The 24,532-nt window shown below is 60.7% G+C and carries 16 protein-coding genes and 7 pseudogenes; 12 read left to right on the forward strand and 11 right to left on the reverse strand.

Going from position 1 to position 24,532, the window contains the following annotated elements; translation table 11 throughout:
* Positions 1-42 precede the first annotated feature (42 nt).
* The 4 genes and pseudogenes from LJU32_22225 to LJU32_22240 all read right to left on the reverse strand — a co-directional run bounded on the left by LJU32_22225 (position 43) and on the right by LJU32_22240 (position 2,643).
* A pseudogene (locus LJU32_22225) lies at positions 43-1,355 on the reverse strand (sensor histidine kinase).
* The gene (locus LJU32_22230; GenBank protein WKV88193.1) at positions 1,352-2,020 is read right to left on the reverse strand and encodes a response regulator transcription factor; all 669 of its coding nucleotides are present in this window, start codon (positions 2,018-2,020) and stop codon (positions 1,352-1,354) included. Before LJU32_22230 ends, LJU32_22225 begins: the two are co-directional and overlap by 4 nt.
* 3 nt (positions 2,021-2,023) lie before the next feature.
* The gene (locus LJU32_22235; protein ID WKV88194.1) at positions 2,024-2,335 is read right to left on the reverse strand and encodes a PepSY domain-containing protein; all 312 of its coding nucleotides are present in this window, start codon (positions 2,333-2,335) and stop codon (positions 2,024-2,026) included.
* Positions 2,335-2,643 (reverse strand): PepSY domain-containing protein, encoded by a 309-nt coding sequence (locus tag LJU32_22240; GenBank protein ID WKV88195.1) that lies wholly within the window; start codon positions 2,641-2,643, stop codon positions 2,335-2,337. The genes LJU32_22235 and LJU32_22240 overlap by 1 nt, the downstream gene beginning before the upstream one ends.
* A 259-nt stretch (positions 2,644-2,902) precedes the next feature.
* Here LJU32_22240 and LJU32_22245 point away from each other — a divergent pair, with 259 nt between their 5' ends.
* The 5 genes and pseudogenes from LJU32_22245 (at position 2,903) to codA (ending at position 8,251) form a co-directional block, all read left to right on the forward strand.
* Positions 2,903-3,982 carry a patatin-like phospholipase family protein gene (locus tag LJU32_22245; protein ID WKV88196.1) on the forward strand — a complete coding sequence of 360 codons (1,080 nt, stop codon included), beginning with the start codon at positions 2,903-2,905 and terminating at the stop codon, positions 3,980-3,982.
* Positions 3,983-4,067: 85 nt separating this feature from the next.
* Positions 4,068-4,424, forward strand: coding sequence for a 6-carboxytetrahydropterin synthase QueD (queD, locus tag LJU32_22250; protein ID WKV88197.1), 357 nt, complete (start codon positions 4,068-4,070; stop codon positions 4,422-4,424).
* Positions 4,425-4,617: 193 nt separating this feature from the next.
* Positions 4,618-5,430, forward strand: coding sequence for an alpha/beta hydrolase (locus LJU32_22255; GenBank protein WKV88198.1), 813 nt, complete (start codon positions 4,618-4,620; stop codon positions 5,428-5,430).
* Between the two features lie 301 nt (positions 5,431-5,731).
* Positions 5,732-7,002 (forward strand): annotated as a pseudogene (gene codB / locus LJU32_22260) (cytosine permease).
* A gap of 13 nt (positions 7,003-7,015) precedes the next feature.
* Positions 7,016-8,251 carry a cytosine deaminase gene (codA, locus tag LJU32_22265; protein ID WKV88199.1) on the forward strand — a complete coding sequence of 412 codons (1,236 nt, stop codon included), beginning with the start codon at positions 7,016-7,018 and terminating at the stop codon, positions 8,249-8,251.
* Between the two features lie 128 nt (positions 8,252-8,379).
* On the opposite strand, the pseudogene LJU32_22270 reads toward codA, so the two are convergent.
* Positions 8,380-9,359, reverse strand: a pseudogene (locus LJU32_22270) (diaminopimelate epimerase).
* 246 nt (positions 9,360-9,605) lie between these two features.
* On the opposite strand from LJU32_22270, the gene LJU32_22275 reads away from it, so the two are divergent.
* Both LJU32_22275 and LJU32_22280 read left to right on the forward strand, forming a co-directional pair.
* Entirely contained in the window at positions 9,606-10,757 is a 1,152-nt protein-coding gene (locus tag LJU32_22275; protein WKV88200.1) for an MFS transporter, read from the forward strand.
* A gap of 99 nt (positions 10,758-10,856) precedes the next feature.
* Entirely contained in the window at positions 10,857-12,098 is a 1,242-nt protein-coding gene (locus LJU32_22280) for a trypsin-like peptidase domain-containing protein (protein ID WKV91172.1), read from the forward strand.
* Between the two features lie 313 nt (positions 12,099-12,411).
* Here LJU32_22280 and LJU32_22285 read toward each other — a convergent pair.
* The 3 genes and pseudogenes from LJU32_22285 to LJU32_22295 form a co-directional block, all read right to left on the reverse strand.
* Positions 12,412-14,837 (reverse strand): annotated as a pseudogene (locus LJU32_22285) (TonB-dependent siderophore receptor).
* A gap of 97 nt (positions 14,838-14,934) precedes the next feature.
* Positions 14,935-15,918 carry a FecR family protein gene (locus tag LJU32_22290; GenBank protein WKV88201.1) on the reverse strand — a complete coding sequence of 328 codons (984 nt, stop codon included), beginning with the start codon at positions 15,916-15,918 and terminating at the stop codon, positions 14,935-14,937.
* A 40-nt stretch (positions 15,919-15,958) separates the two neighbouring features.
* The gene (locus LJU32_22295; GenBank protein WKV91173.1) at positions 15,959-16,450 is read right to left on the reverse strand and encodes a sigma-70 family RNA polymerase sigma factor; all 492 of its coding nucleotides are present in this window, start codon (positions 16,448-16,450) and stop codon (positions 15,959-15,961) included.
* A 185-nt stretch (positions 16,451-16,635) separates the two neighbouring features.
* Between LJU32_22295 and LJU32_22300 the strand changes: the two are divergent.
* Both LJU32_22300 and LJU32_22305 read left to right on the forward strand, forming a co-directional pair.
* Positions 16,636-17,744 (forward strand): annotated as a pseudogene (locus LJU32_22300) (HlyD family secretion protein).
* Entirely contained in the window at positions 17,741-19,333 is a 1,593-nt protein-coding gene (locus tag LJU32_22305; GenBank protein WKV88202.1) for a DHA2 family efflux MFS transporter permease subunit, read from the forward strand. The pseudogene LJU32_22300 and the gene LJU32_22305 overlap by 4 nt, the downstream one beginning before the upstream one ends.
* 114 nt (positions 19,334-19,447) lie before the next feature.
* Here the strand turns inward: LJU32_22305 and LJU32_22310 are convergent, their stop codons facing one another.
* The gene (locus tag LJU32_22310) at positions 19,448-19,888 is read right to left on the reverse strand and encodes a carboxymuconolactone decarboxylase family protein (protein ID WKV88203.1); all 441 of its coding nucleotides are present in this window, start codon (positions 19,886-19,888) and stop codon (positions 19,448-19,450) included.
* A gap of 188 nt (positions 19,889-20,076) precedes the next feature.
* Here LJU32_22310 and LJU32_22315 point away from each other — a divergent pair, with 188 nt between their 5' ends.
* Positions 20,077-20,406, forward strand: coding sequence for a hypothetical protein (locus tag LJU32_22315; protein WKV88204.1), 330 nt, complete (start codon positions 20,077-20,079; stop codon positions 20,404-20,406).
* A 160-nt stretch (positions 20,407-20,566) separates the two neighbouring features.
* Here LJU32_22315 and LJU32_22320 read toward each other — a convergent pair.
* Positions 20,567-22,134, reverse strand: a pseudogene (locus LJU32_22320) (sensor domain-containing diguanylate cyclase).
* A gap of 242 nt (positions 22,135-22,376) precedes the next feature.
* Between LJU32_22320 and LJU32_22325 the strand changes: the two are divergent.
* Both LJU32_22325 and LJU32_22330 read left to right on the forward strand, forming a co-directional pair.
* On the forward strand, positions 22,377-22,997 hold the full coding sequence (locus LJU32_22325) for a hypothetical protein (protein ID WKV88205.1): 621 nt from the start codon (positions 22,377-22,379) through the stop codon (positions 22,995-22,997).
* The gene (locus LJU32_22330; GenBank protein ID WKV88206.1) at positions 22,963-23,796 is read left to right on the forward strand and encodes a hypothetical protein; all 834 of its coding nucleotides are present in this window, start codon (positions 22,963-22,965) and stop codon (positions 23,794-23,796) included. The genes LJU32_22325 and LJU32_22330 overlap by 35 nt, the downstream gene beginning before the upstream one ends.
* Before the next feature lie 51 nt (positions 23,797-23,847).
* Here LJU32_22330 and LJU32_22335 read toward each other — a convergent pair.
* Positions 23,848-24,512: pseudogene (locus tag LJU32_22335) on the reverse strand (ribonuclease T2).
* Positions 24,513-24,532: the final 20 nt, after the last annotated feature.

Below are 24,532 nucleotides of genomic sequence, written 5' to 3' on the forward strand. Positions count from 1 at the left end.
GAGCAGGCTCGCTCCCACAGGGGATGTAGGGTGTTTTGGCAATTAGCGCTTAGGTAGTTCAATCACCACTTTCAATCCGCCCCACTCGCTTTCTCCCAGCACCAGCAAGCCACCCCACGTATCGACAATATCGCGCACGATCCCCAATCCCAGCCCATGCCCATGGGTCTGCTCATCCAGCCGCGTGCCACGGCTGAACACCTGGGTACGCTGCTCTTCGGGAATCCCCGGGCCGTCATCTTCTACGCTCAGGGCAAAGCCGTCAGACCGTTCGATGACACTCAAGCGCACCTCGGCGTCGGCCCATTTGCAGGCGTTGTCGAGCAGGTTGCCGAGCAGTTCGAGCAAGTCCTCACGGTCCCACGGCAGCTGCAGCCCGGGCGGTGCGACGTAGCTCAAGGCCAAATGTTCGCCGTGAATCATGTTCAAGGTCGCCAGCAAACCCGGCAGCTCGGCATCACAATCGAACAACGCGCCGGGCAGCGCATCCCCGGATAACCGCGCCCGATTGAGTTCACGATTGAGGCGCTGCTGCACCTGCTCCAGTTGTTCCTTGAGAATCCTGCGCAGCTCGGGACGGTCATCGAGCTTGTCGCTGGAGGCCAGACTCAGCAGCACCGCCAGCGGGGTTTTCAGCGCATGGCCGAGGTTGCCAAGGGCATTGCGCGAACGCTTGAGGCTGTCTTCGGTGTGGGCGAGCAAATGGTTGATCTGCGCCACCAGCGGCTCCAGCTCTACCGGCACCTGATCGTCGAGTTGTGAACGCTGGCCCTGTTGCAACTGGGCGATCTGTTCGCGCGCGCGTTCCAGCGGTTTCAGCGCGCGGCGCACAGTCAGGCGTTGCAGGAACAGGATCAACAGCAACGCCGCCAGCCCAAGGCCGAGGCCGATCTGACGCATGCGCTGAAAACTGTCGCTGACCGGCGTGTAATCCTGGGCGACGCTGATCGAGATCGACTGACCCAGGCGTCGATAGTCCGAGCGCAATATCAGCAAGCGTTGCCCGCCCGGGCCCAGTTGCAGGTTGCTGTGCAGCCCCGGGAGGGCAGCAGCGGCAGCTCCTGATCCCACAGCGAGCGCGAACGCCAGTGGCTGTCGGAGAAATCGATACGAAAGTAGTGCCCGGAAAACGGCCGCTGATAGGCCGGCGACAGATGTCGCTCATCCAGTTGCAAACCTTGTGGGCCGCGCACCAGCGCCACCAGCAGGCTTTCGCTGTCGTTGCGCAGGCCGGCTTCGAGGTAGCGCTGCAAACCGACTTCGAACAACCACAGGCTGGTTTGCGCCAGTACCAGACCGACGACCACCATCACACTGATCAAACCCAGGCTCAAACGGCGCTGGATTGACCTCATGAAGCTTGCCCGCCGAACAGGTAACCCTGACCACGACGGGTTTCGATCACGCTTTTGCCGAGCTTGCGCCGCAGGTGATTGACGTGAACTTCGAGGACATTGGAGTCACGCTCGGTTTCACCGTCGTAGAGGTGTTCGGCGAGGTGGCTTTTCGAGAGGATCTGTTCGGGGTGCAGCATGAAATAGCGCAGCAGACGGAATTCAGCGGCAGTCAGCTGGATATCGGCGCCGTCGCGAACCACGCACTGGCGACCTTCGTCCAGATGCAGGCCGGCGGCTTGCAGGGTCGGCTGGTTGGCCTGGCCCTTGGAGCGGCGCAACAGCGACTGAATGCGCAGATACAGCTCTTCCGGGTGAAACGGTTTGGTCAGGTAATCGTCAGCGCCGGCCTTCAGCCCTTCAATGCGCTCGGCCCAGGAATCACGCGCGGTAAGAATCAGCACCGGAATCGCCAGACCGGCGGCGCGCCACTGCGCCAACACCTCCAGCCCCGGCACGCCGGGCAGGCCGAGGTCGAGGATGATCAGGTCATAGGGCTCGCTGCTGCCCTGATATACCGCGTCTCGACCATCGGCCAGCCAATCCACCGCGTAGCCTTGGCGTTGCAGGCCGGCGAGCAATTCGTCGGCCAGCGGTACGTGGTCTTCCACCAGAAGCAAACGCATCGATCAATCTTCCTTGTCTTTGACTAACTCGCCGGTATCGGCCTTCAGGTGCAGCTCGCGCGCCACGCCTTCGACCGTCAGCAATTCAACTTCGTAAATGTACACGTCGTGTTTTTCTTCCAGCTCGACTTCCAGCAGCTTGGCGCCGGGGTAGCGATCCATGGCCTGCTGCAGCACTTGCTCCAGCGGCAGGATCACACCCTCGCGACGCAGGGTCAGGGCCTCGTCCTGATCGAGGTCGCGGGCCATGGCCGTACTGCACAACAACACCAGCGCCAGCGCCGTGAGGCGGGTGGCGCGACTATTCAGCTTCATTACGTATCCTGATGATCCCTGAGCACTTCACCATCGACGGCGTTCAACTCCAGATCCCACTTCAGCCCTTTCGGGTCGCGCAGTTCGATCTGGTAAATGAACTTGCCGTACTCTTCCTCCAGCTCGGTCTCGGTGATTTCCGAACCGGGGTGTTTTTCCAGCGCGATGGCGTTGAGCTTCTCGAAGGAGACGATAGTACCAGCGTCGCGCAAACGAAGCGCCTCGTCAGGCCCGAGATCGCGCGCCAGCGCAGTGTTGGCGCCAAGGCCGAGGATCGAGGCAGTGGTCAGGGCAGTCAGGGTTTTCATGGGTGTCTCCGAATTCTTATAGGTTGCTTAAGGTGGGCACCATAGCGGGGTCAACTTAACTGAAACTGAATGGCCATCATTGTGCCCTTTCCGCTGGACCACAGACTGATGGATAACTCTGTGGGAGCGGGCTTGCCCGCGAAGGCGGCGGCACAGCTTGCATCGCTGTGACTGAAAGGACGCTATCGCGGGCAAGCCCGCTCCCACAGGGTTATGCGGTGTGCTTATAATCGCCAGCTTGCTAACGATCGAGACCGGTATGACCGCCATCCACATCAAGTTCCCCGCCCTCACCCTCAAGGCCGGCCCGCGGGCCATGGCGCGGATTCGTGCGCAGGGATTGCACGCCGCAGACGTCGGCACGCTGCCCGGTGCGGCCGGTGGGCCAAAGGCGTTGGGGATTCAGGGGCTTGATCTGGCGTTGTTCGGCGAGTGGCTGCCGAGTGCGCCGCGTGAGCGTTCGCTGATCGGCGCCTCGGTGGGTTCCTGGCGCTTCGCCAGCGCCTGCCTGCCAGACGCCGCCGAAGGCATTCGCCGCCTCGGCCAGCTGTACGCCGAGCAGAACTTCAACAAAGGCGTGACCATGGCCGAGATCAGCCAGAGCTCGCAGCGCATGCTCAATGACCTGCTCGACGGCCGCGACGCGAGCATTCTTGAAAACGCCGAGTACCGTCTGAACATCATGGTGGTGAAAAGCCAGGGCCGTCTCGCCGAAGACCATCGCGGGCGCCTCGGTCTCGCGTTGGGCTCGGTAATCGCCGACAACCTGCGCGGCCGTGCACGGCTGTCGCGGCACTTCGAACGGCTGATCATCCACGATCCGCGTCTGGCGCCGCCGCTTGATGCCTTGACCGATTTCCCCTCGCGCTTCGTTGCGCTCAATACCGGCAACCTGCGCCAGGCGCTGCTCGCTTCAGGATCGATCCCAATGGTCATGGAAGGCGTGCGCGACTTGCCCGGCGCCGGCGCAGGTACGTTCCGCGACGGCGGCTTGCTCGACTACCACCTCGACCTGCCCTACAGCGGCGACGGCATCGTGCTCTATCCGCATTTCACCGATCGGGTGATTCCCGGCTGGTTCGACAAGACCCTGCCCTGGCGCCGCGCTTCGGTGCAGCGTTTGCAGGATGTTCTGCTGGTCGCGCCGTCGAAGGAATATCTGGCCCGCCTGCCCTACGGCAAACTGCCCGATCGTAATGACTTCAAACGCTTTATGGGCGATGCGCCGAGCCGGCAGAAATACTGGCACGCGGCGATGGAAGAGAGCCGCCGACTGGGCGATGAATTCCTCGAACTGACGGCCAGCGGTCGCCTCGCCGAGCGCTTGCTGACCCTTTAGTCAGCACGGCCAAAGACAAGCTGATAAACTCGCCGCCTGCCCGAATCGCTGCGGCGAACGCCATCTGAACAGAGCCGAAAATACTGTGGAAATCTTCAAGGAATTTACTTTCGAATCCGCCCACCGCCTGCCGCACGTCCCGGACGGCCACAAGTGCGGACGCCTGCACGGTCACTCGTTCAAGGTCGCGCTGCACCTGAGCGGCGACCTCGATCCGCACACTGGCTGGATTCGCGATTTCTCCGAGATCAAAGCGATTTTCAAGCCGCTGTATGAGCGTCTCGACCACAACTACCTGAACGACATTCCCGGCCTGGAAAACCCGACCAGCGAAGTGCTGGCCAAATTCATCTGGAATGAAATGAAGCCATTGCTGCCGGAACTCAGCGCGATCCGCATTCATGAGACGTGCACCAGCGGCTGCATCTATCGCGGGGAATAACGCCTGCCCCTCAAATACCTCTGTGGGAGCAAGCCTGCTCGCGAAAGCGGTGGGTCAGCCGACATTGATATCGACTGACACGCCCTCTTCGCGAGCAGGCTCGCTCAGTGGGACAGCGTTGATCCACAGAAACAGCCTTTACGGCTGTTTTTTATGCCTATGCTTTCCGTTCTCCCGCCAAGAGGACAGGCCCATGACGGACTGGCTGCTGGATCAGGTGTTTGATTTCAATGGGCATCAAGTGCGTTATGCCGTGCGCGGTGACGGTCCGCCGCTGGTGTTCGTGCATGGCACGCCGTTTTCGTCTTACGTGTGGCACCGCATCGCCCTGCACTTTTTCGCCACGCACCGAGTGCACTTTTTCGATCTGCTCGGTTACGGACAGTCCGCGCAGCCAGACGCCGACGTCTCCCTCGGCGTGCAGAACGAACTCCTGGCGCAACTGCTTGATCACTGGAATCTGCAAACTCCGGACGTGGTCGCTCATGATTTCGGCGGCGCCACGGTGTTGCGCGCGCACCTGCTCAATGGCAAGGATTACCGCAGCCTGACCCTGATCGACCCGGTCGCCTTGACGCCGTGGGGTTCGGCATTCGTGCAGCATGTGCGTCAACACGAAGCCGCGTTCAGCGGCTTGCCCGATTACATCCAGCGCGCCATCGTGCCGACCTATATTCGCGGCGCGATTCACCGTGACATTGCCGATGATGAACTGGCGCCGTATGTGCGGCCTTGGCTGGGCGATCCGGGGCAAGCGGCGTTCTACCGGCAGATCGCGCAGATGGACGAGCGCTTTACTCGTGAAGCCGAAAGCCTGTACCCGACGATTCGCTGTCCGGTGCAGATTCTCTGGGGCGAAGAGGATCAGTGGATTCCCATCGAACGTGGCCGCGCCTTACAGCAGATGGTTCCCGGAGCGCAATTTCACGCCATCGCCAATGCCGGCCACCTCGTCCAGGAAGACGCACCCGAAGCCATCGTCGCCGCCCTGCTGCGTTTTCTCTAAGCCAACAGCATGCCTTTTCCTTGTGGGAGCGAGCCTGCTCGCGAAGGCGTCGTATCAATCCATCTTTCGGTGACTGACACCCCGCATTCGCGAGCAGGCTCGCTCCACAGGAGTCCGGCGCCAAGTCTGAATTATCTGCAATGCACATAACAGGCTCGCTCCCTGACTGGGCCATGGTGTGTTCGGGTGCACCGTTTTCGCGCCTGACTTCGCCGTGTCGTCTATACATACCCGGCGCGGCGCCGCTTGGCACGACCGCTGCAACCCTTCTGTGTCTTCCCCTTCCAGCAAGGACTGCCCCATGACGCAGAACGCCTCCGGCAACGATTACCCGCTCAGTGAAGTGCCGATGCACGCGCGCAAAGGCCTGGCCTCGACGGCGATGGTGTTACTCGGCTTCACGTTTTTCACCGCGACCATGTTTGCCGGCGGCAAGCTGGGGTCGCGTTCGGTTTTGCCGAGATGATGGCGGTGATTATCGTCGGCAACCTGCTGCTCGGCCTGTACGCGGCAGGGCTGGGTTACATCGCCTTCAAGAGCGGCCTCAATTCGGTGCTGATGGGCCGCTTCTGTTTTGGCGAAGTCGGCAGCAAGCTCAGCGACCTGATCCTCGGTTTCACCCAGATCGGCTGGTACGCCTGGGGCACGGCGACGGCAGCGGTGGTGATCGGCAAGTATTTCAATCTCGATGAAACCACCGTGCTGGTCCTGATGGTGCTGTTCGGTCTGGGTTTCTGCGCTACGGCGTACATCGGTTATCGCGGACTGGAGATTCTCTCGTACATCGCGGTGCCGGCGATGCTGTTGCTGCTGATGCTGTCGATGTGGGCAGCGACCGTGAAAGTCGGCGGTTTCGAGGGATTGCTCAGCGTAGTGCCGAGCGGTTCGCTGGACTGGTCGACAGCGATCACCCTGGTGTTCGGCACCTTCGTCAGCGGCGCGACGCAAGCCACCAACTGGACGCGATTTTCGCGCTCGGCAAAGGTGGCGGTGCTGGCCAGCCTGATCGGTTTTTTCATCGGCAACGGCCTGATGGTACTGATCGGCGCGTATGGCGCGATCGTCTATCAGCAACCGGATGTGGTCGAAGTGCTGCTGTTGCAAGGTTTCGCCATGGCCGCGATGGCCATGCTGCTGCTGAACATCTGGAGCACCCAGGACAACACCATCTACAACTTCGCCGTCGCCGGCTGCAACCTGCTGCGGACCGGTCGGCGCAGAACCGTGACCCTCGGTGGCGCGGTGATCGGCACCCTGCTCGCCCTGCTCGGCATGTACGACATGCTGGTGCCGTATCTGATTCTGCTCGGCACGGTGATTCCGCCGATTGGCGGGGTGATCATGGCTGACTTTTTCTATCGCTGGCGCGGCCACTATCCGCGTCTGGCCGACGCACGGTTGCCGGCGTTCAACTGGCCGGGGCTCGGGGCCTACGGCATCGGCACCATCGCCGCGTTCAGCTCGCCCTGGGTCGCGCCGCTGGTAGGCATTGCCGCTGCCGCGCTAACGTATGTCATCGTCACCGGTGTGCTCGGCGCCCGTCGCGTCAGCGCACCACTACAAGACCTATAAAAGGATTCGCCTGATGCACATCATCAACGCCCGCCTGCGCAACCAGGAAGGCCTGCACGAATTGCACCTCGAAGACGGCCTGATCCACAGCATCGCCCGTCAGACCGAAGCGCCGACCCTTGGCGCGGATGACCTCGATGCCGGCGGCAATCTGGTGGTGCCGCCCTTCGTCGAACCGCACATCCACCTCGACGCCACCCTCACCGCCGGCGAGCCGCGCTGGAACATGAGCGGCACGCTGTTCGAGGGCATCGAATGCTGGGGCGAGCGCAAAGTCACCATCACCGAAGAAGACACCAAGACCCGCGCCAAGAAGACCATTCAGGCCCTGGCCGCCCACGGCATTCAGCACGTGCGCACTCACGTCGACGTCACCGACCCGCAACTCACCGCGCTCAAAGCGATGCTCGAAGTGCGCGAGGAAAGCCGTCACTTGATCGACCTGCAAATCGTCGCGTTCCCGCAGGAAGGCATCGAGTCGTTCCGCAACGGGCGCGAGCTGATGGAAGAGGCGATCCGCATGGGCGCCGATGTGGTCGGCGGCATTCCGCATTTCGAATACACCCGCGATCAGGGCGTCAGCTCGGTGAAGTTTCTGATGGACCTGGCGGAGCGCACCGGCTGCCTGGTCGATGTGCACTGCGACGAGACCGACGATCCGCATTCACGCTTCCTTGAAGTGCTCGCCGAAGAAGCGCGCAGCCGCGACATGGGCGCCCGCGTCACCGCCAGCCACACCACGGCGATGGGTTCATACGACAACGCCTACTGCGCCAAACTGTTCCGCCTGCTCGGCCATTCCGGAATCAGTTTCGTTTCCTGCCCGACCGAAAGCATTCACTTGCAAGGACGCTTCGACAACTTCCCGAAACGCCGGGGCGTGACCCGCGTCAACGAACTGCTCGAAGCCGGCATGAATGTTTGTTTCGGTCAGGACTCGATCGTCGACCCGTGGTACCCGCTGGGCAACGGCAACATCCTGCGTGTGCTCGAGGCCGGCCTGCACATCTGCCACATGCTCGGCTATCGCAACCTGCAAAGCGCCCTGGACCTGGTCACCGACAACAGCGCCAAGGCCATGCACCTGGGCGAACGTTACGGACTGGAACAGGGCCGCCCGGCGAACCTGCTGATTCTCTCAGCGGACAGCGATTACGAAGTGATCCGCAGCCAAGGCCTGCCGCTGTATTCGATTCGCGGCGGCAAGGTGCTGATGAAGCGGCAGATGCCGGTGGTGGAGTTCAATTGAGATTGCGCTGGGGCTGATGGCCTCATCGCTGGCAAGCCAGGCTCCCACAGGTTTTGTGTTGAGCACATGATCGGGCCCTCACGCAAAACCTGTGGGAGCCTGGCTTGCCAGCGATGGCGTCGGCCGAATCAACCCGCCAACCGCGCCGTGCCAAACAATCTGACGCGCAGCAACTCCCCTTCCGAAACCTCAAGCAAAACCGGTGCGGTGCCGCCGGGCATGACCACCCGCACTTCCCCCGCCTCGACCCAACCCACCCGCCACGCTGCACACGCGACCGCACTGGCGCTGGTGCCGGAAGACGCGGTTGGACCTTCGCCACGCTCGAATACCCGCGCAGCGATTTTCTGCGGCGACGCCAGCGCGGCCCATTGCAGATTGACGCCCGCCGGGCACGGATTGCCGGCACCGGTGGGCATGGCATAGGCAATTGCCGTCAGCCGTTCGTTCAGGGGCGATTCACCCATCTGTTCGTTGCTCGGCAAAGCGCTTGCATCGCTGAGCAGCGTTACACAGTGCGGATTGCCGATACGGACGAATTGGCTGTGGGTCCAAGTGGGATCGAGCTGTGCCAGGGGCTGGACATGGCTGACGTCGCGATTGTTGAACTGAGCGCTCTGAACGGCCTGCGCCCCACAGCCTCCGGGCCAAATGTGGGCTGGCCGAGGTCGAGCCAGAAACCGCGCACGCCCTCGACTTCGGCCGGTTTTACCGAGGTTTCCAGCGCTTCGCCCTTGTCATGATGCACGCACAGCATGGCGCCCTGCTCCGGCAGCAAGCCTTGCTCGGTCAATGCCTGAGAAAAAATCGTCAGGCCGTTGCCACTGCGTTCGGCGAGGCTGCCGTCGGTGTTGACGATCAGCACATCGAACGGCGCCGCTGTCTGGAATGGGCCGATCAGCAGGCCATCGCTGCGGTGAGGTTTACTGTTGGCCGGGCGTTGGCCTTCGGGCCAGTGGCAGCACAAAGCGATGGCGGCCTCGCTCCATTGCTGCCCAGAGGCGGCGCACTCGGTGGCGCTTGTCGGCAAAGCGATTCCGGCCTCGCGCAAGTCTTGAGGTGAGACCACGGCGTAGATATTGCCGCGTGCGTCGTAGAAGCTCGTCATTGCCGACCGTTTACCTTCGTATGGATGAACGCCACTCTAATGATTAATACACACCCTGTGGAAGCGGGTTTGCTCGCAAAGGCGGTGTGCCAGTCAAAAATTCCTGGCCTGACATACCGCCTTCGCGAGCAAGCCCGCTCCCACAGGGTAGGATGTCCACCGTTATGCCCCGAAAGGCCTGAGATCGAACCTCAACGCCGTCAGAATGTCACTCGGGATGCAGTTGTTTTTTTACCAAGGATCGATATGACCAGCCTCAACCCCCAAGACACCTTCGTCCCCGGACGTCTGCAACAGATGTCTACCCGCGTCGCTTTTTTCATCGCTGGCCTCGGCATTGCCGCGTGGGCGCCGCTGGTGCCATATGCCAAGGCCCGGGCCGGGCTGGATGAGGGCACGCTGGGATTATTGCTGTTGTGCCTGGGCGTCGGTTCGATTCTGGCGATGCCGCTGGCGGGGATTCTCGCGACGCGTTTTGGTTGCCGACGTGTGGCCACCGGCGGCACCCTGCTGATCTGCGCGGCGCTGCCGTTGCTGGCGACGGTGTCGTCGATCCCGGCGCTGATCGCCACGCTGTTCATGTTCGGCGCCGGCCTCGGCACGGTGGATTCGACGGTGAACCTGCAAGCAGTGATCGTCGAGCGCGCCAGCGGCAAGCACATGATGTCGGGGTTCCACGGTTTGTTCAGCCTCGGCGGCATCGTCGGTGCGGCGGGTGTCAGCGCCCTGCTCGGCCTCGGCCTGACACCACTGGCGGCGATGCTGGTGGTAGTGGTTTTGCTGATCGGCGCCTTGCTCAAGTGCGTGCCGCACATGTTGCCCTACGGCAGCGAAAGCTCCGGCCCGGCGTTCGCCATTCCCCATGGCATCGTGCTGTTTATCGGCGGCATGTGCTTCATCGTGTTCCTCACCGAAGGCGCCGCGCTGGACTGGAGCGCAGTGTTCCTCGCGCAGGAACGCGGGATCGACACGGCATACGCGGGCCTGGGCTACGCAGCGTTTGCCCTGACCATGACCGTGGGCCGCCTGCTCGGTGACCGCATCGTGCGCAAGCTGGGTGCGACGCGAATCATTCTGTTCGGTGGGCTGTTAGCGGCGGCGGGGTTGTTTCTCGCCACCTTCGCACCGAGCTGGCAAGCGGCGCTGCTCGGGTATGCGCTGGTCGGCGCCGGTTGCTCGAACATCGTGCCGGTGCTGTACACGGCGGTGGGCAAGCAAACGGTGATGCCGGAAAGCATCGCGGTGCCGGCGATTACCACCCTCGGTTATGCCGGTATTCTCGCCGGGCCAGCGGTGATCGGTTTTGTCGCGCATGCCAGCAGCCTGAGTTTTGCCTTTGGATTGATGGCGGTTTTGCTGGTGGCTGTGGCGATCGGTGGGAAGACATTGAAGGTCTGAACATCAGTGCGACACCTGTCAGGTTTGACAGTAGACAAGCCTGAGCCTCATGAATCATGTTGATTTCTCCCTCCACCGGAAAGGAAATCCACCGTGAATATGAGAATGGGATGTGCCGTTGCAGTCATTGCTCTTCTCCAGGGATGTCTCTCTGTCAGTCGATACGACTGGGGCGAAGGCACAGTCAACTTTGCTCCCGCTCAGCGACTGGCCAATGCAAACGGGCACTATGCGCATTGGCAAGCCATTGGCCGCGTCCAAGTTGAAGGCGGCATGACCTGCTCCGGCACACTCATTGATACCCGCGGACCGGGTACCCTGTCGCACCCGGCCTATGTACTGACCTCTGGGCACTGCACACACCCGGAGGTCGGCAACAACGAGATCGTCGTCAATGAACCTGCGAAGGGTCGGGTGACATTCAATTATTTTTTCGACACTCAACCGCAAAATCGCTCTTATGCTGTGAATCGGATTGCCTGGAGCACGCTGCGGGGTCAAGACATCTCTATCATTGAACTTGCTCCGTCTCTGGAACAACTGGTCAGAGACGGTATCGAGCCTTTGAAACTGGCAGATGAGCCACTGGCCACCGAAGAAAACATTCTCATCACGGGCGCGCCCATCGACGGTTTCATTCAGCGAATGGCATGCAGACAAGAACACCCGGCGTCTGTCATCGAAGGTCCATGGCGATGGATCGGCCAATCGAGCAACCGCTGCCTGGATGTCGTCAGTGGGTTATCCGGCTCGCCGGTGCTTGCGCGCTATACCAATGAAATCGTCGGTGTGCTGGGCACTACAACCCGCGGAAGTGGGCGCAATCGCTGTAAAGAAGGCGCTCCCTGCGAAGTCGTTGCCGGACAGGTCGACAAGCGTATAGATACCAACTATGCCTCGACGACCCAGGGCCTGGGCGCTTGTTTCACCAAAGGACAATTTGACCCGCGCCCGGGTGAGTGCCCCCTGGGAGCGGCATGGTCTTTTCCAAGAGCATCGCAAGATAGCGATTACATCAAGGTCGAGCGTGACGAGCACGGACAGATATTGCCATGGCAGTGGGTGCAAAACTTCTCAGTGAGCGCCCCGTTCTATCGCTATCGCTATACGCGCACTCTGGATGAATGTCAGTCACTCGCAGGGTACAGCCAAATACAAACCGCTCGACCTGATTCGGAAAATGAGTTGAGTCATGAACTCAAAGAAGGTGCGGGACTGTATTTTTTGCCTGATCGGTCAACAGCGGCCTACGGACGCGCCAAAACAGTCGGAAGGGAAGACCGCCAGCGTCTATTGGCGGTGGTTGCTGGAAGCGCCAGCGCCATTGGCGCCGACCTATAAAGTTGAGTGGGTGAATGGCGATGACTACGATATCAGGGTTTTTCCGGCTCTACCGGATCTGGATCCTTTTCGGTTTCAGTACAAGTCTGGTCAGCCGGAGCATATCGATTGCCATGACGAGCGTGGATTCCAACGTGTGTCTGGCTCCACAGGCGTGTTCCATGTCTCCCTCGCAAATGGCCGGCAGAGCATCTGCCTCAAAGGTGCAGATCTGGTGGGCAATCCCGGCCCGGTTATCAATTTCCTGATACCTCAATAGCTGAGAACGGCTATTGCTGAACCCCTGCGCACCAGTCCAGCAATAGCCGAAGGCTTAGAAACCGACGCTCGCCTGCACAAAGAACGTGCGCGGCGCGCCGACATACATCCCCGAGTTGTTGTCGCTGGAGCGGGTGAAGTACTGCTTGTCGAAGACGTTCTTCACCCCGGCGCCGAGCTTGAGGTTCGACACTTGCGGGCCGAAGTCATAGCCGCCGCGCACGTTCCAGGTCACGTAACCCGGGATGTCGCCGTACTGCCCGTCCGCCGTGCCTTCGGTGATGTAATTGCCGTTGAAGCTGCCATCCGCATTCACACCGGTGCCCGGCGAGCGCTGTTTCGATTGGGCGAAGCCGTCGATGTTGTATGTCCAGCGATTGATGTCGTAACGCAAACCGACCGTGGCCACCTGCCGCGAATAGAACGGCAGATCGCGGCCCTTGAAACCGGGGATCTCGCCTTCATAAGTGGCGCGGGTGTAGGTGAAACCGGCGTTGGCGGTCAGGCCATCGAGGCGCGGGTCGAGGGCCACCATGTCGTAGTGCACCGACGCTTCGATGCCCTGGTGTTTGGTCGCACCGAGGTTGGTCCAGCCGACGTCGTTGCTGATGTATTGCAGTTCGTCATCGAAGTCGATGTAGAACAGCGTCACCTCGCCGCCCCAGACGTCATCGTTGTAACGCGTGCCGATCTCGTAGGTCTTGGCCTTTTCCGGCTGCAGACCGTTAGCGGTGCTGTCACCCGAACCGCCCTGGCCGAGCTGGAAATACTGCAGGCTGCCGAACGAGGTTTCGTAGTTGGCAAACAGCTTCCAAGCATCGGACAGGTGATACATCACGCTCAACGCCGGCAGCGGCTCATTGCTTTCGATGCTGCGATTTTTTCCGGTACCGGCCGGCCGGCGGTGTCGAGTACGGCGCGGTCGTGCCAGTCGGTGCTGATGTGTTCGAAACGAATGCCCGGGGTGATGGTCCAGTTGCCGACGTCGATCTTGTTGTCGACATACACCGAGTTGGCCTCGGTGCCACCGGTGCGATCCTGGAATACATGGCCGTCGGAAGTCGGCGTGACCACCGGCTGGTTGTTGACCAGTGCCAGACGACTCGACTCTTCGTGCATGGCCTCTTTCAGATAGCGATAACCGACGCTGACTTCCTGGGTGGTCGGGCCGACATCGAACACCCGCGACACGCGCGGCTCGATGCCGAGGGTGTAGTAGGAACGCGGGTACGAGCTGAGGGTGCCCTGATCGCGCGCGGCGATGGTGCTGCCGCGAAAGCTGTCGGTGTAATAGGTGAGGATTTCCGCCTGAGTGCGCTCGTCGATCTGGCGAATCCACTTGAACGACACATCCTTGCGCCGGCCTGTGAACTGGTCGTAGTCACGCACCGACTCGTACGGCTTGTCGTCGTACTGGCGCTGGGTCAGACCGCCGGGCATGTCGGCGCTGGCGTCGTAGTAGTGGAAATTAAGACTGAAATCGTCCTGATCGGTCGGTGCCCAATGGGTCTTGAGCAGCACGTCGTCGATGTCGTTGCCGTTGTTGCGCTCGCGATAGCCGTGACCGTTGACACCCGAGTACAACAGCGCGACGCCCATGCCGTTGTCGGCGGTGCCACCGAGGAACGCGGTGTCGATGTGTTTCCAGCCACCGTACTGCGTGGTCTCCAGCGTTGTGCCGATTTCACCGGTGGGTTTTTCCGGGATCGCCCGGGTCACGAAGTTGATCACGCCGCCAACGTTCTGCGGCCCGTAGCGCACGGAACCGGCGCCACGCACGACGTCGATGCTGTCGAGATTGCCCGAGGAAATCGGCGCCATCGACAGTTGCGGCTGGCCGTATGGAGCAAACGCGGCAGGTACGCCGTCGATCAGTACGGTCGAGCGTGGCGACAGGCGCGACGTCAGATCGCGCACGCCCACGTTAAGGGAAATATCACTGCCGCCGGTGCCGTTGGAATCCTGTACCTGCACGCCCGGCACGCGCTTGAGCACGTCGCTGACGTTCATCGCGCCCTGCTCGACCATCGCTTCGCGGCGAATCACCGTGCGTGCGCCCGGGTGGTTTTGCACCACCGCCGCGTCAGCGTCACCGAGCCAGTCGCCGACCACTTTGATATCGGTCACGCCGAGCTCCAGTGGGCCGTTGCTGGCTGCGGAAGTCGCGGCGGGGGCGAGCGTCACCGAGCCTTCGTTGATCTGATAATCGAGGCCGCTGCCCTGCAACAGCTGACGCAAGGCCTGTTCCGGCGAGAGGTCGCCATCGACCGCAGGCGCCTGTTTGCCGGCCACCAGCTCGGGGCTGAAAAACACCTGCAGCGAGGTTTGCTGGCCCAGTTCGCTCAAGGCCTGGCCCAGCGGTTGCGCGCGGATATGAATGGCTTCAGCGGCAAACGCCGACGGCATCGCTGCGCTGACGGCCAGCGCGAGAGCCAATGGCAGCCAAGGGGATTTTTTATTGTGGTGGGTGGTGATGTTCACGTCGTACGGAGTCCTGTGGATCGCAAGAGTGTGCGGCTGTTAATGCAAACCAGTTGCAGTTGAACAGGAAGACGATGAACGGGGAAAAACCTGAATGCTATCTGGAAATTATTTCCTGACTGCCGTCGGCAAGGGTGCGCACGGCCACCGGCAGGATGTTCGGCAAGGCTTTGAGCAAGGCGTCGGTGTCATCGGATTTGAACACGCTGGTCAGGCGCAGGCTGGCCACGCCCGGTTGCGAAACGATCAACGGCTTATCCCGATAACGCGACGCTTCGGCCGCCACTTCTTCGAGGCTGGCGTTGTTGAACACCAGTTTGCCGTTGCGCCACGCAGTCAGCTGCGCCGGGTTGATCGCGTAGGCCGGCAGGACTTTGCCTTGCGCATCGACCGACGTGCCGAGGCCTGCGGTGAGGTTGATGAATTCGTGGTCCGGCGCAGCACTTGCCTGCACTTTCACCGTGCCCTGCTCCACCGCTACGCGGGTGTGCGTGGCATCGCGGCGCACATCGAAACGCGTGCCGGTGACCGTGACCTTGCCGCTGCCGGCCTCGACAATAAAAGGACGCGAGGCGTCGTGTGCAACGCTGAACATCGCCTCGCCGGCGCTCAATTCGATGACACGTCGATCCTGCTCGTAGCGCACCTGCAAGCGGCTGCGACTGTTCAGATCGATCACCGAGCCATCGGGTAACGCCACATGTCTGCGCTCGCCCAGCGCCGTAACGAACTCGGCGCGGTAGCCACTCGGATTATTCAGTCCACTGAACAGGCCAAGCCCCAGCGCCACGGCCAGAACACTCGCGGCCACGGCATAACGCAGCAACGGCCGGCGCTCGCGGCGATTTGGCGGTGTTTCAGCAAGCGCTTTGAGGCGCGAAGTCGGCAGCAGATCGGCCGCCGTCCACAGGCCTTGCAGCAATTGGAATTCTTCGCGGTGTTGCGGATGCTCGTTCAGCCAGGCGTCGAAGCGCCGCCGTTGCTCGACGCTGACATTCGGTTCCTGCAAACGCACGAACCAGGCCGCCGCCTTGTCACGCACCGCCGTTTTCCCACAGGCGCAATCACCCGTTTCCATCATGGAATGTCCTGTCCGACTGAGAATGAAAAGGCGCGAGCGCTCATGATTGAAATCCATCCAGCCGCTCACGCAGATGACGCAGGGTGCGGATCATATACTTTTCGACCATATTCTTGGACAGCCCCAGGCGTTCGGCGATTTCTGCCTGCGTCAGCCCTTCGATCTTCTGCCAGACGAAGATCTTGCGACAGTTGAGCGGTAATTCGCTGAGCGCGCGTTCGATGGAATCGGCCAGCTGGATCGCGTGCATGTAATGCTCCGGATCGCCCGCCGACGACGCACTGTCATCGACTGCCTCCGACTCCATGACACCACGGCGGTCCTCACGCCGATAACCATCGACGGCGATATTGCGCGCCGTCTGGTGCAGATAAGCGCGCGGCTGCTGCACCGCCGCCGAATCCGCCTCGAGCACCCGCACAAAGGTGTCATGCGCCAGATCCTCAGCCTGCGCGCGATTGCGCAGGCGCCGAGTCCAGGTGCCGATCAACTCTTCGTAATGCTCGAAAAAGCCGGATCTGCGGGAGCGCATGGAGATGGGCGGCGTGGTGAGGAAAGGGCGTGAATAATAATGCTTCGTATTAATCCAACGCAATGCGCGCTGTTGCCGGCAAATCCGGATAAACGACCATCGACCGCAGAAATAATTTGCCACCAAATATTACTCGCGTCATATTACGACTGTAATAACGCCTCGTTTCCTCAGGTACAGACGCCATGACCAGCATGCCCTCCCCGATCCCGTTCCGGTCAAGACCAGACCTGCGCTGCGCAAACTCCTGTTGATCGCGGGCGCCCCGTTGCTCGCACTGATCCTGGGCGGCTTGTACGCCATGCATTGGTGGGGCGCCGGGCGTTTTCTCGAGGAGACCGACGATGCCTACATCGGCGGCAACGTCACGGTGATCGGACCGAAAGTGGCCGGCTACATCGACGAGGTGCTGGTCAGCGATAACCAGCCGGTTAAGGCTGGCGATGTGTTGATCCGTCTCGATGCCCGCGACTATCGCGCCAATCTGGCGAAGGCCGAAGGTGCCGTGGCCGCCGAAGAAGCGCTGCTGGCCAACTTGGACGCCACCGAACAGTTGCAGTACGCCGTGATCGGTCAGGCCCGCGCCGGTATCGATGCGGCGAGCGCGGAGACCGCACGCTCGCGGGATGACAATACGCGCTATAAGCGCTTGGTGAGCAGCAACGCGGTGTCGGTGGAAAGTGCGCAGCGTGCCGACGCCACTTTCAAAACCGCCCAAGCCCTCAGCGCCCGCGCCCAGGCCGAACTGCTCGCCGCGCAACGGCAACTGGCGGTGATCGAAACCCAGAAACAACAGGCCCGCGCTGCCCTTCAGCAAGCCCGCGCCGAACGCGATCTGGCCCAGTTGAACCTCGGCTACACCGAACTGCGTGCGCCGGTCGACGGGGTGATCGGCAATCGCCGCGCCAGGGTCGGCGCCTATGCCCAGGCCGGTTCTCAGCAACTGTCGGTGGTGCCGGCCAGCGGTCTGTGGGTCGATGCCAATTTCAAGGAAGATCAACTGGCGCGGATGAAACCCGGGCAACGGGTGCGCATCCGCGCCGACGTGCTGACAGGCCAGGAATTCCACGGCCATCTCGATAGCCTCGCCCCCGCCACCGGCTCGCTGTTCAGCGTGTTGCCGCCGGAAAACGCCACCGGCAACTTCACCAAAATCGTCCAGCGCGTGCCGGTAAGAATTGTCCTGGACCCTGCCGACGGTGTGCTCGGCCATTTACGCCCCGGCCTGTCGGTGACCGCTGAAGTCGACACCCGCGCCGAGCCTGAAACCGCCGCCATAGCCGTCGCGCCATGAGCACCCGCCTCGCCGCTCCTGCGCAACCCTTCAACGCAGCGGACATGAGCACGGCGACCAAAGTGTTCGCCTTCGCGACGATGTGCATCGGCATGTTCATCGCCCTGCTGGATATCCAGATTGTTTCGGCGTCGCTGCGCGATATCGGCGGTGGCTTGTCCGCCGGTACCGACGAAACCGCGTGGGTGCAGACCAGCTACCTGATCGCCGAAATCATTGTGATTCCGTTGTCGGGATGGCTATCGCGGGTGTTTTCCACGCGCTGGCTGTTCTGCGCATCGGCGGTCGGTTTTACCCTCGCCAGTCTGCTTTGCGGCCTGGCCTGGAATATCCAGAGCATGATTGCCTTTCGCGCGCTGCAAGGCTTTCTCGGCGGCTCGATGATTCCGCTGGTGTTTACCACTGCGTTCTTTTTCTTCACGGGCAAGCAACGGGTGATTGCCGCCGCCACCATCGGCGCGGTGGCTTCGCTGGCGCCCACGCTGGGGCCGGTGATCGGCGGCTGGTTCACTGACCTTTCTTCGTGGCACTGGCTGTTCTACATCAATCTGGTGCCGGGGATTTTCGTCGCGGTAGCGGTGCCGATGCTGGTCACGATCGATCAGCCGGAACTGTCGCTGCTCAAGGGCGCGGATTACCTGAGCATGGTGTTTCTCGCGCTGTTTCTCGGTTGCCTGGAGTACACCCTCGAAGAAGGCCCGCGCTGGAACTGGTTCAGTGACCAGACAATCCTCACTACCGCGTGGATCAGCGGACTCGCCGGGTTGGCATTCATCGGTCGCACGCTGCACGTGGCCAATCCGATCGTCGATCTGCGCGCGTTGAAGGATCGCAATTTCGCCCTTGGCTGCTTCTTTTCGTTCGTCACTGGTATCGGCCTGTTTGCGACAATTTACCTGACGCCGCTGTTCCTCGGCCGCGTGCGCGGCTACAGCGCGCTGGACATTGGCATGGCAGTTTTTTCCACCGGAGTGTTCCAGATCCTGGCGATTCCGCTGTATGCCTTTCTGGCCAACCGCGTTGATCTGCGCTGGATCATGATGCTCGGCCTCGGCCTGTTTGCCTTGTCGATGTGGGAGTTCAGCCCGATCACCCACGACTGGGGCGCCGGGGAGTTGATGCTGCCGCAAGCGTTGCGCGGAATTGCCCAGCAACTGGCCGTGCCACCGGCGGTGACGCTGACTTTGGGGGGACTGGCACCGGCGCGGCTCAAGCACGCGTCAGGGTTATTCAACTTGATGCGCAACCTCGGTGGTGCGATTGGCATCGCTGCCTGCGCGACGATTCTCAATGACCGCACCAACCTGCACTTCACCCGGTTGGCCGAGCATCTGAACAGCAGCAATGAAGCGATGAATCAGTGGCTGTCGCAGGTCGGCGGCAACTTCGCCAACCTCGGCCAGAGCGGCGATGTCGGCGTCACCGCCAGCCTGCGGCAGCTGTGGCTGGTGACGTATCGCGAGGCGCAGACGCAGACTTATGGCGATACGTTTTTGATGATCATGGTCTGCTTCATCATCGCCACGGCGATGGTGCCCTTGATGCGCAAGGTGCAGCCACCGGCGGCGCCGAGTTCACAAGCACATTGAAGATTCCCTTGTAGGAGTGAGCCTGCTCGCGATAGCGGTCTGTCAGATAGCAAACATGGTGACTGACCTACCGCTATCGCGAGCAGGCTCACTCCTACAGGATGTGCGTGGGACTTAAGCCTGGGGCAGTTTGCGGAAGCCCACCGCCAGGCGATTCCAGCCGTTGATGGTGTTGATCGCCACGGTCAGGTCAACCAGTTCCTTGGGCGAAAACTGCGCAGCGACTACCTCGTAATCTTCGTCGGGCGCGTGGGTCAGGCTCAGTTGCGTCAGCGACTCGGTCCACAGCAGTGCCGCACGTTCGCGCTCGCTGAAGAACGGCGCTTCCCGCCATGCTGTCACGGCGAACAGGCGACGCGGGGTTTCGCCGTCCTTGATCGCGTCGGCGGTGTGCATGTCGATGCAGAATGCGCAGCCGTTGATCTGTGAAGAGCGCAGCTTGACCAGTTCGATCAGGCTCTTTTCCAGCGGCAGTTTCGAGACGGCATTTTCCAGCGCCATCATCGCCTTCATGGCATCAGGGGAAGCGGTGTAGAAATCGGCACGAGGTTGCATGGTGGACTCCGGGGTAGCGATTGAATGTGTGGCTACGTTAGTCCCCGGGGTGGTTCGGCAAATAGCCAATATTGCAGAAGAACGGTAGGCCACTTGGCGCAGCGATTGACCGCTCGTCACTCGACTGGCACCAAGGCTTGGGCGTGCGAGACCAATATCAGGTAATCCCCTTTATCAGGAGACGTACCATGATGACGCGCAAATTCACTTCGTTATTGTTGGCCGGTCTGCTCGCTACGGCATCCGCCGCCAGCTTCGCTGCCAATGACAGCACCGATGCGACGGGCACCAAGTCCGGCGGCGCCAGCAGCTCGACCATGCCGCCAGACAACACCCCGGGCTCGCCATCGGGTGGCAGCGGTTCTGGCGGAACCAATAACGGTACCGGCACTGGTTCGGGCATGGGCACGGGCACGGGCACCAATGGCGGCGCCAGCGGTTCGGGTTCCGGCGCGGGTGGCGGCACCGGTTCGGCCGGCGGCGGTACAGGTGGCGCGGGCGGTGGCACGGGCGGCTGAACGAACAAGAGCCATCCCAGATAGTCTTGAGTCCGTCACGGACCAACGTGGGAGCGAGCCTGCTCGCGAAAGCGGTGTATCAGTCAAAAAACAGGGTGACTGACATGCCCTCTTCGCGAGCAGGCTCGCTCCCACTTCTGATTTATGTTGATTGAAAGAATCAGCGATCCGACCGCATCAGTTCGGCAAAACCTTCTTCCGACGCATACACCGCCGCGCGATTGCGCCCGGCATTTTTCGCCTGATACAACGCCGCGTCCGCGCGCTGGATAAACATCTGCGGGCTGTCGTTGCCGTGCGGAATAAACGCATAACAGCCCAGGCTCACGGTGAGATAGCCGGTCGGCGAGCCACTGTGGATGATGTGCTTGTCGATCACGCTGCGCCGAATCTGCCCGGCAATCGCCAGCGCACCGTTGATGTCGGTGTCCGGCAACAGCACGGCGAATTCCTCGCCGCCGTAACGCACCGCCAGATCCGACTTGCGCTGGCAGCAGGTCTTCACCACTTGCGCCACTTGTGCGAGACACTGATCGCCGGCGACATGACCATACGCGTCGTTGTAGCGCTTGAAGAAATCGATATCGAGCATGATCAGGCTGACCGGGCTGACCTGGCGCGCGCCACGGGCAAATTCGATATCCAGCGAACGCTCGAACAAGCGTCGATTGGCCAGCCCGGTGAGGCTGTCGTGGGTGGCGATCTGTTCCAGCGCCAGCTGAGCCCTGCGTAGATTTTTCTCGATACGCTCGCCGTCGCGCACCTGATGAATGAATACCCAGCCGAACAGACCAATGCCCAAAACAACCAGCGCGACGATCACGCTGGACTGAAATGCGCGGTCGTGCCAGCCCCGCAAAATCGTGTCTTGCGAAGTCGCGGCAGAGACCACCAGCGGATATGAGGCAAGCTGCCGATAGCCATACAATCGTGTCACGCCATCGACCACGGAATTGAGCATCGCCGTGCCGGCGTTAGCGTTGGGCAGGAGGGTTTGATAGATCTCGCCGTGGGCCACCGAGGTATTGATCAACGCCTCGTCAAAGGGCCGTCGGGCCAACAAGGTGCCGTCGGTCAATGCCAGAAACATGATGCCGCTGTCATCGAGGCTGAAGCTTTTGAAGAACTGATCGAAGTACGACATGCGGATGCCGGCCATCAGCACGCCCTGAAAGTTGCCGGACTGGTCGTTGACGCGTCTGGAAATCGGAATGATCCACTCGCCGTTTTCGCGGCTGCGAATCGCCGGGCCGATGTGCGCAACCGTCGAAGCATTCTGCTGATGGAACTTGAAATATTCGCGATCGGCCACGCCATTGCCACGGGGTAGATTGGGGAACGACGTAATGACCCACTGCCCTTCGCGATCGAAAAGAAAGATGCCGTGCAACTGATCCAGTTGCTGCGCGCGGCGGGCAAAGATCCGCTGCAACCGAGGTCGCTGCGCCGTCCCGTAACCATCGTCCTGAATCCAGTCGACGAGGCTGGTCATCACCAGGTCCGCCGCCCGCACAGTGTCCTCGGCCTGCTGCGCCATGGCCCGGGTCAGGTTGCCCGAAGCCATCTTCGCCACCGCCAGATCCTGACGCCGTGACTGCTCCAGTTGCAGGTACAGCAGACCGCACAGGCACAGGCTCACCGCAACGATAAACAGCACCGCTGCTTTGCGAAGCGGCAAGCGTTTAAGGGTGCCGGGGCTTGATGCGGATCGTGAATAGGGATTGGCAAAAGCATGTCCTGGGCAGGTACGACTAGGGCGTGAGCCCGAAACCCTTATTTTTGTGAGCGTAGTTCATGGACAGTATCGAGGCAATTGAAGGCACCTACGGTATTGCAGTCAGCTCCATCACCCCACGAGAACGTTAGCGACCTGTATCTCCGCAACTTGACCTGTTAAAGTCAAAAACTTTCAAAAAGCAATGGCTACAGGCCACCATGCAGCTCTTACCGCTGACCTCAAAGGACTGAACGTGAACCGCTTTCTTGAACAACTTGATGACACGCCGCCATTCGATTTCAGCAACTATTTGGCTTACGGCAAGATCGATGACATTGAGGCTATTCCCGGCGAACCCTCTTTCGCCATGGCGTGGTTCAACTTGATCGCCATAAATTCACTATACAAATGTGGATTGCAGCGCAAACATCACGTTCAAGTTCACCGCGAACTTGCGAGTTTCGATGAGAATCCATACGAAGAAGCGGTGATTTTCCGCATAGAAATAAAACTCCATGTTTCTCGGGAATACTCATCGCTAGACGAGTTTCTGCTGAGTCATCAGGACAAGTGGTACATATTCAAAGTCCGCGATCCCGGCAAACAAAACGGGAACTCGAGGCTCTACACCAACCTCTTTACTACGTCGATTCCGAGTCAGGTTCGTTTCGACCCGGTGGACCCGGACCACCAGAAAATGCTTAACCGGGAGTTTTCTCTCGACACCGCCGAAAAGATCAACATGGTCGAGTTACAGCATCTGATCGCCCAATCGACCCCAGGCCCACAATTTCTGGCTGCATATGACGTTGGCCAGGGCAACTCCAACGCCTTGATCAGTGACTCCGGGGGCTTGTCCAGACATCTACTTTGATGTTGGTGCCGCTGTCGGCCCCAACAAAAGTTCAAAACCGGGTCTGATTGATTTCTGCTTTAGCAAACAACCGCTCATCATCATGTCTCATTGGGATCATGATCACTGGGCAGGTGCTTGTCCGAAGGAAAACAAGGACAGCGACGCGCTGAAGATGAACTGGATTGTGACCAATCAAATCCTTGACCCCATCCACAAGACCTTTGCTATGGAGGTAATCAATAAAAAAGGCCGCATCAGAGTTCTCGACATGCCAGTGGGAGATATTGGTCAGGCTGTTTTGAACAATAAGATGTCCATCCGATTCACTCTGGGCAATGGACGCACGCGCAACGATTCCGGGATTGTTCTTTCCATCGAGAACAATGACCCGGACTTCCCGGCCTGCTGGCTTTTGACCGGCGACTGCGACTACAAATGCTTCCTCGACAAATTAAAACCACCACCCGCCGTGGCAGTCATAGCACCGCACCATGGCGCTAATTTAAAAGCTACCGGCACTGTACCGATACCTGTGCAAAGTGGTTACCGGCGTCTGGTTTATTCATTTGGCAGGGGTAACAAATACAGGCATCCAACTCCCAAGTCAGTAGAACGGCATAAGAATGCGGGCTGGGATGTCGGAACCTGGTCGACCGCCCCTGGTGGCTGTGTGAAGACAGCCGATATCTGTGCAACCGCCGATAATGCCGTTACCGGATCATATCGAGGAGGCGTGCTAATCGGTTGGGAGGCTCTGACATCGCCTTTGCCAAACTGCCTCGGATGCAGCTGTAACACCACGCTGGTCAACCACTGAGTTATCAAGCCGCATAAAAAACAGGCGTCCCGTCGGACGCCTGTTTTCTTATCACCGCGACGGCGGAACTCGAATATCCCCGCCCGGCACTGAGTCTTCACACCCTTGCCGCACGCGCCAAACTGCAAATCCTTGCCCATGCACACGCGCACTTCCGCCAGTTCCGGGCCACTGCAAATGACGGCGATGCCATCGGCCGGGATCCCCGGGTTGGCCTTGCGGAAAAGGTCAGCAATTTCCTGGGCTTCGAAGTAATAGGAGGAGCTGAAGGGTTGCAGCTCATCGGGGACTTTCACCGCCGCCACCGCTTTGTCCGCTTCATCCAGATAACCCATCGCGCCGAGGCCGCTGCAGGTGCCGTGCTTGGACCATTCGTGGTCGAGCAGTTTCTTGGTCGGGAACAGCGTCAGACCTTTGCTGGTTTGCGCCGCGTTCAACGTGGTCAGCGGCGGGCAGGATTCCGGCCAGCCGCCCTTGACGTATTGCGGCCACAGGCCGTGCAGCACGAAGCCGTAGCCCTTGCCCGTGCACTGCGAGTCATCTTTATGCGTCAGGCAAAAGGTCGGCGACCAGGACAGCGCCAGCAGGTAGTAATCGAACACTCCCGCCACCGATTCCGCCTGGGCTTTGCTTGACTGTGATTGCCGCGCCGAACTCAAGCCGATGCTACCGGCCATCAGCGCAATCACCGCCAAAATTGTAAACAGCTTTTTCATGTACCCACTCCTTGGGACGC

This window comes from Pseudomonas sp. B21_DOA (genome assembly GCA_030544685.1).
GTDB lineage: Bacteria > Pseudomonadota > Gammaproteobacteria > Pseudomonadales > Pseudomonadaceae > Aquipseudomonas > Aquipseudomonas fluorescens_AO.

Bases quoted from the DNA above. Each gene is read 5' to 3' on its own strand.
- LJU32_22230 (WKV88193.1), bottom strand. From the start codon at position 2,020: ATGCGTTTGCTTCTGGTGGAAGACCACGTACCGCTGGCCGACGAATTG.
- LJU32_22235 (WKV88194.1), bottom strand. From the start codon at position 2,335: ATGAAGCTGAATAGTCGCGCCACCCGCCTCACGGCGCTGGCGCTGGTG.
- LJU32_22240 (WKV88195.1), bottom strand. From the start codon at position 2,643: ATGAAAACCCTGACTGCCCTGACCACTGCCTCGATCCTCGGCCTTGGC.
- LJU32_22245 (WKV88196.1), top strand. From the start codon at position 2,903: ATGACCGCCATCCACATCAAGTTCCCCGCCCTCACCCTCAAGGCCGGC.
- LJU32_22255 (WKV88198.1), top strand. From the start codon at position 4,618: ATGACGGACTGGCTGCTGGATCAGGTGTTTGATTTCAATGGGCATCAA.
- codA (WKV88199.1), top strand. From the start codon at position 7,016: ATGCACATCATCAACGCCCGCCTGCGCAACCAGGAAGGCCTGCACGAA.
- LJU32_22275 (WKV88200.1), top strand. From the start codon at position 9,606: ATGACCAGCCTCAACCCCCAAGACACCTTCGTCCCCGGACGTCTGCAA.
- LJU32_22280 (WKV91172.1), top strand. From the start codon at position 10,857: ATGAGAATGGGATGTGCCGTTGCAGTCATTGCTCTTCTCCAGGGATGT.
- LJU32_22290 (WKV88201.1), bottom strand. From the start codon at position 15,918: ATGATGGAAACGGGTGATTGCGCCTGTGGGAAAACGGCGGTGCGTGAC.
- LJU32_22295 (WKV91173.1), bottom strand. From the start codon at position 16,450: ATGCGCTCCCGCAGATCCGGCTTTTTCGAGCATTACGAAGAGTTGATC.
- LJU32_22305 (WKV88202.1), top strand. From the start codon at position 17,741: ATGAGCACCCGCCTCGCCGCTCCTGCGCAACCCTTCAACGCAGCGGAC.
- LJU32_22310 (WKV88203.1), bottom strand. From the start codon at position 19,888: ATGCAACCTCGTGCCGATTTCTACACCGCTTCCCCTGATGCCATGAAG.
- LJU32_22315 (WKV88204.1), top strand. From the start codon at position 20,077: ATGATGACGCGCAAATTCACTTCGTTATTGTTGGCCGGTCTGCTCGCT.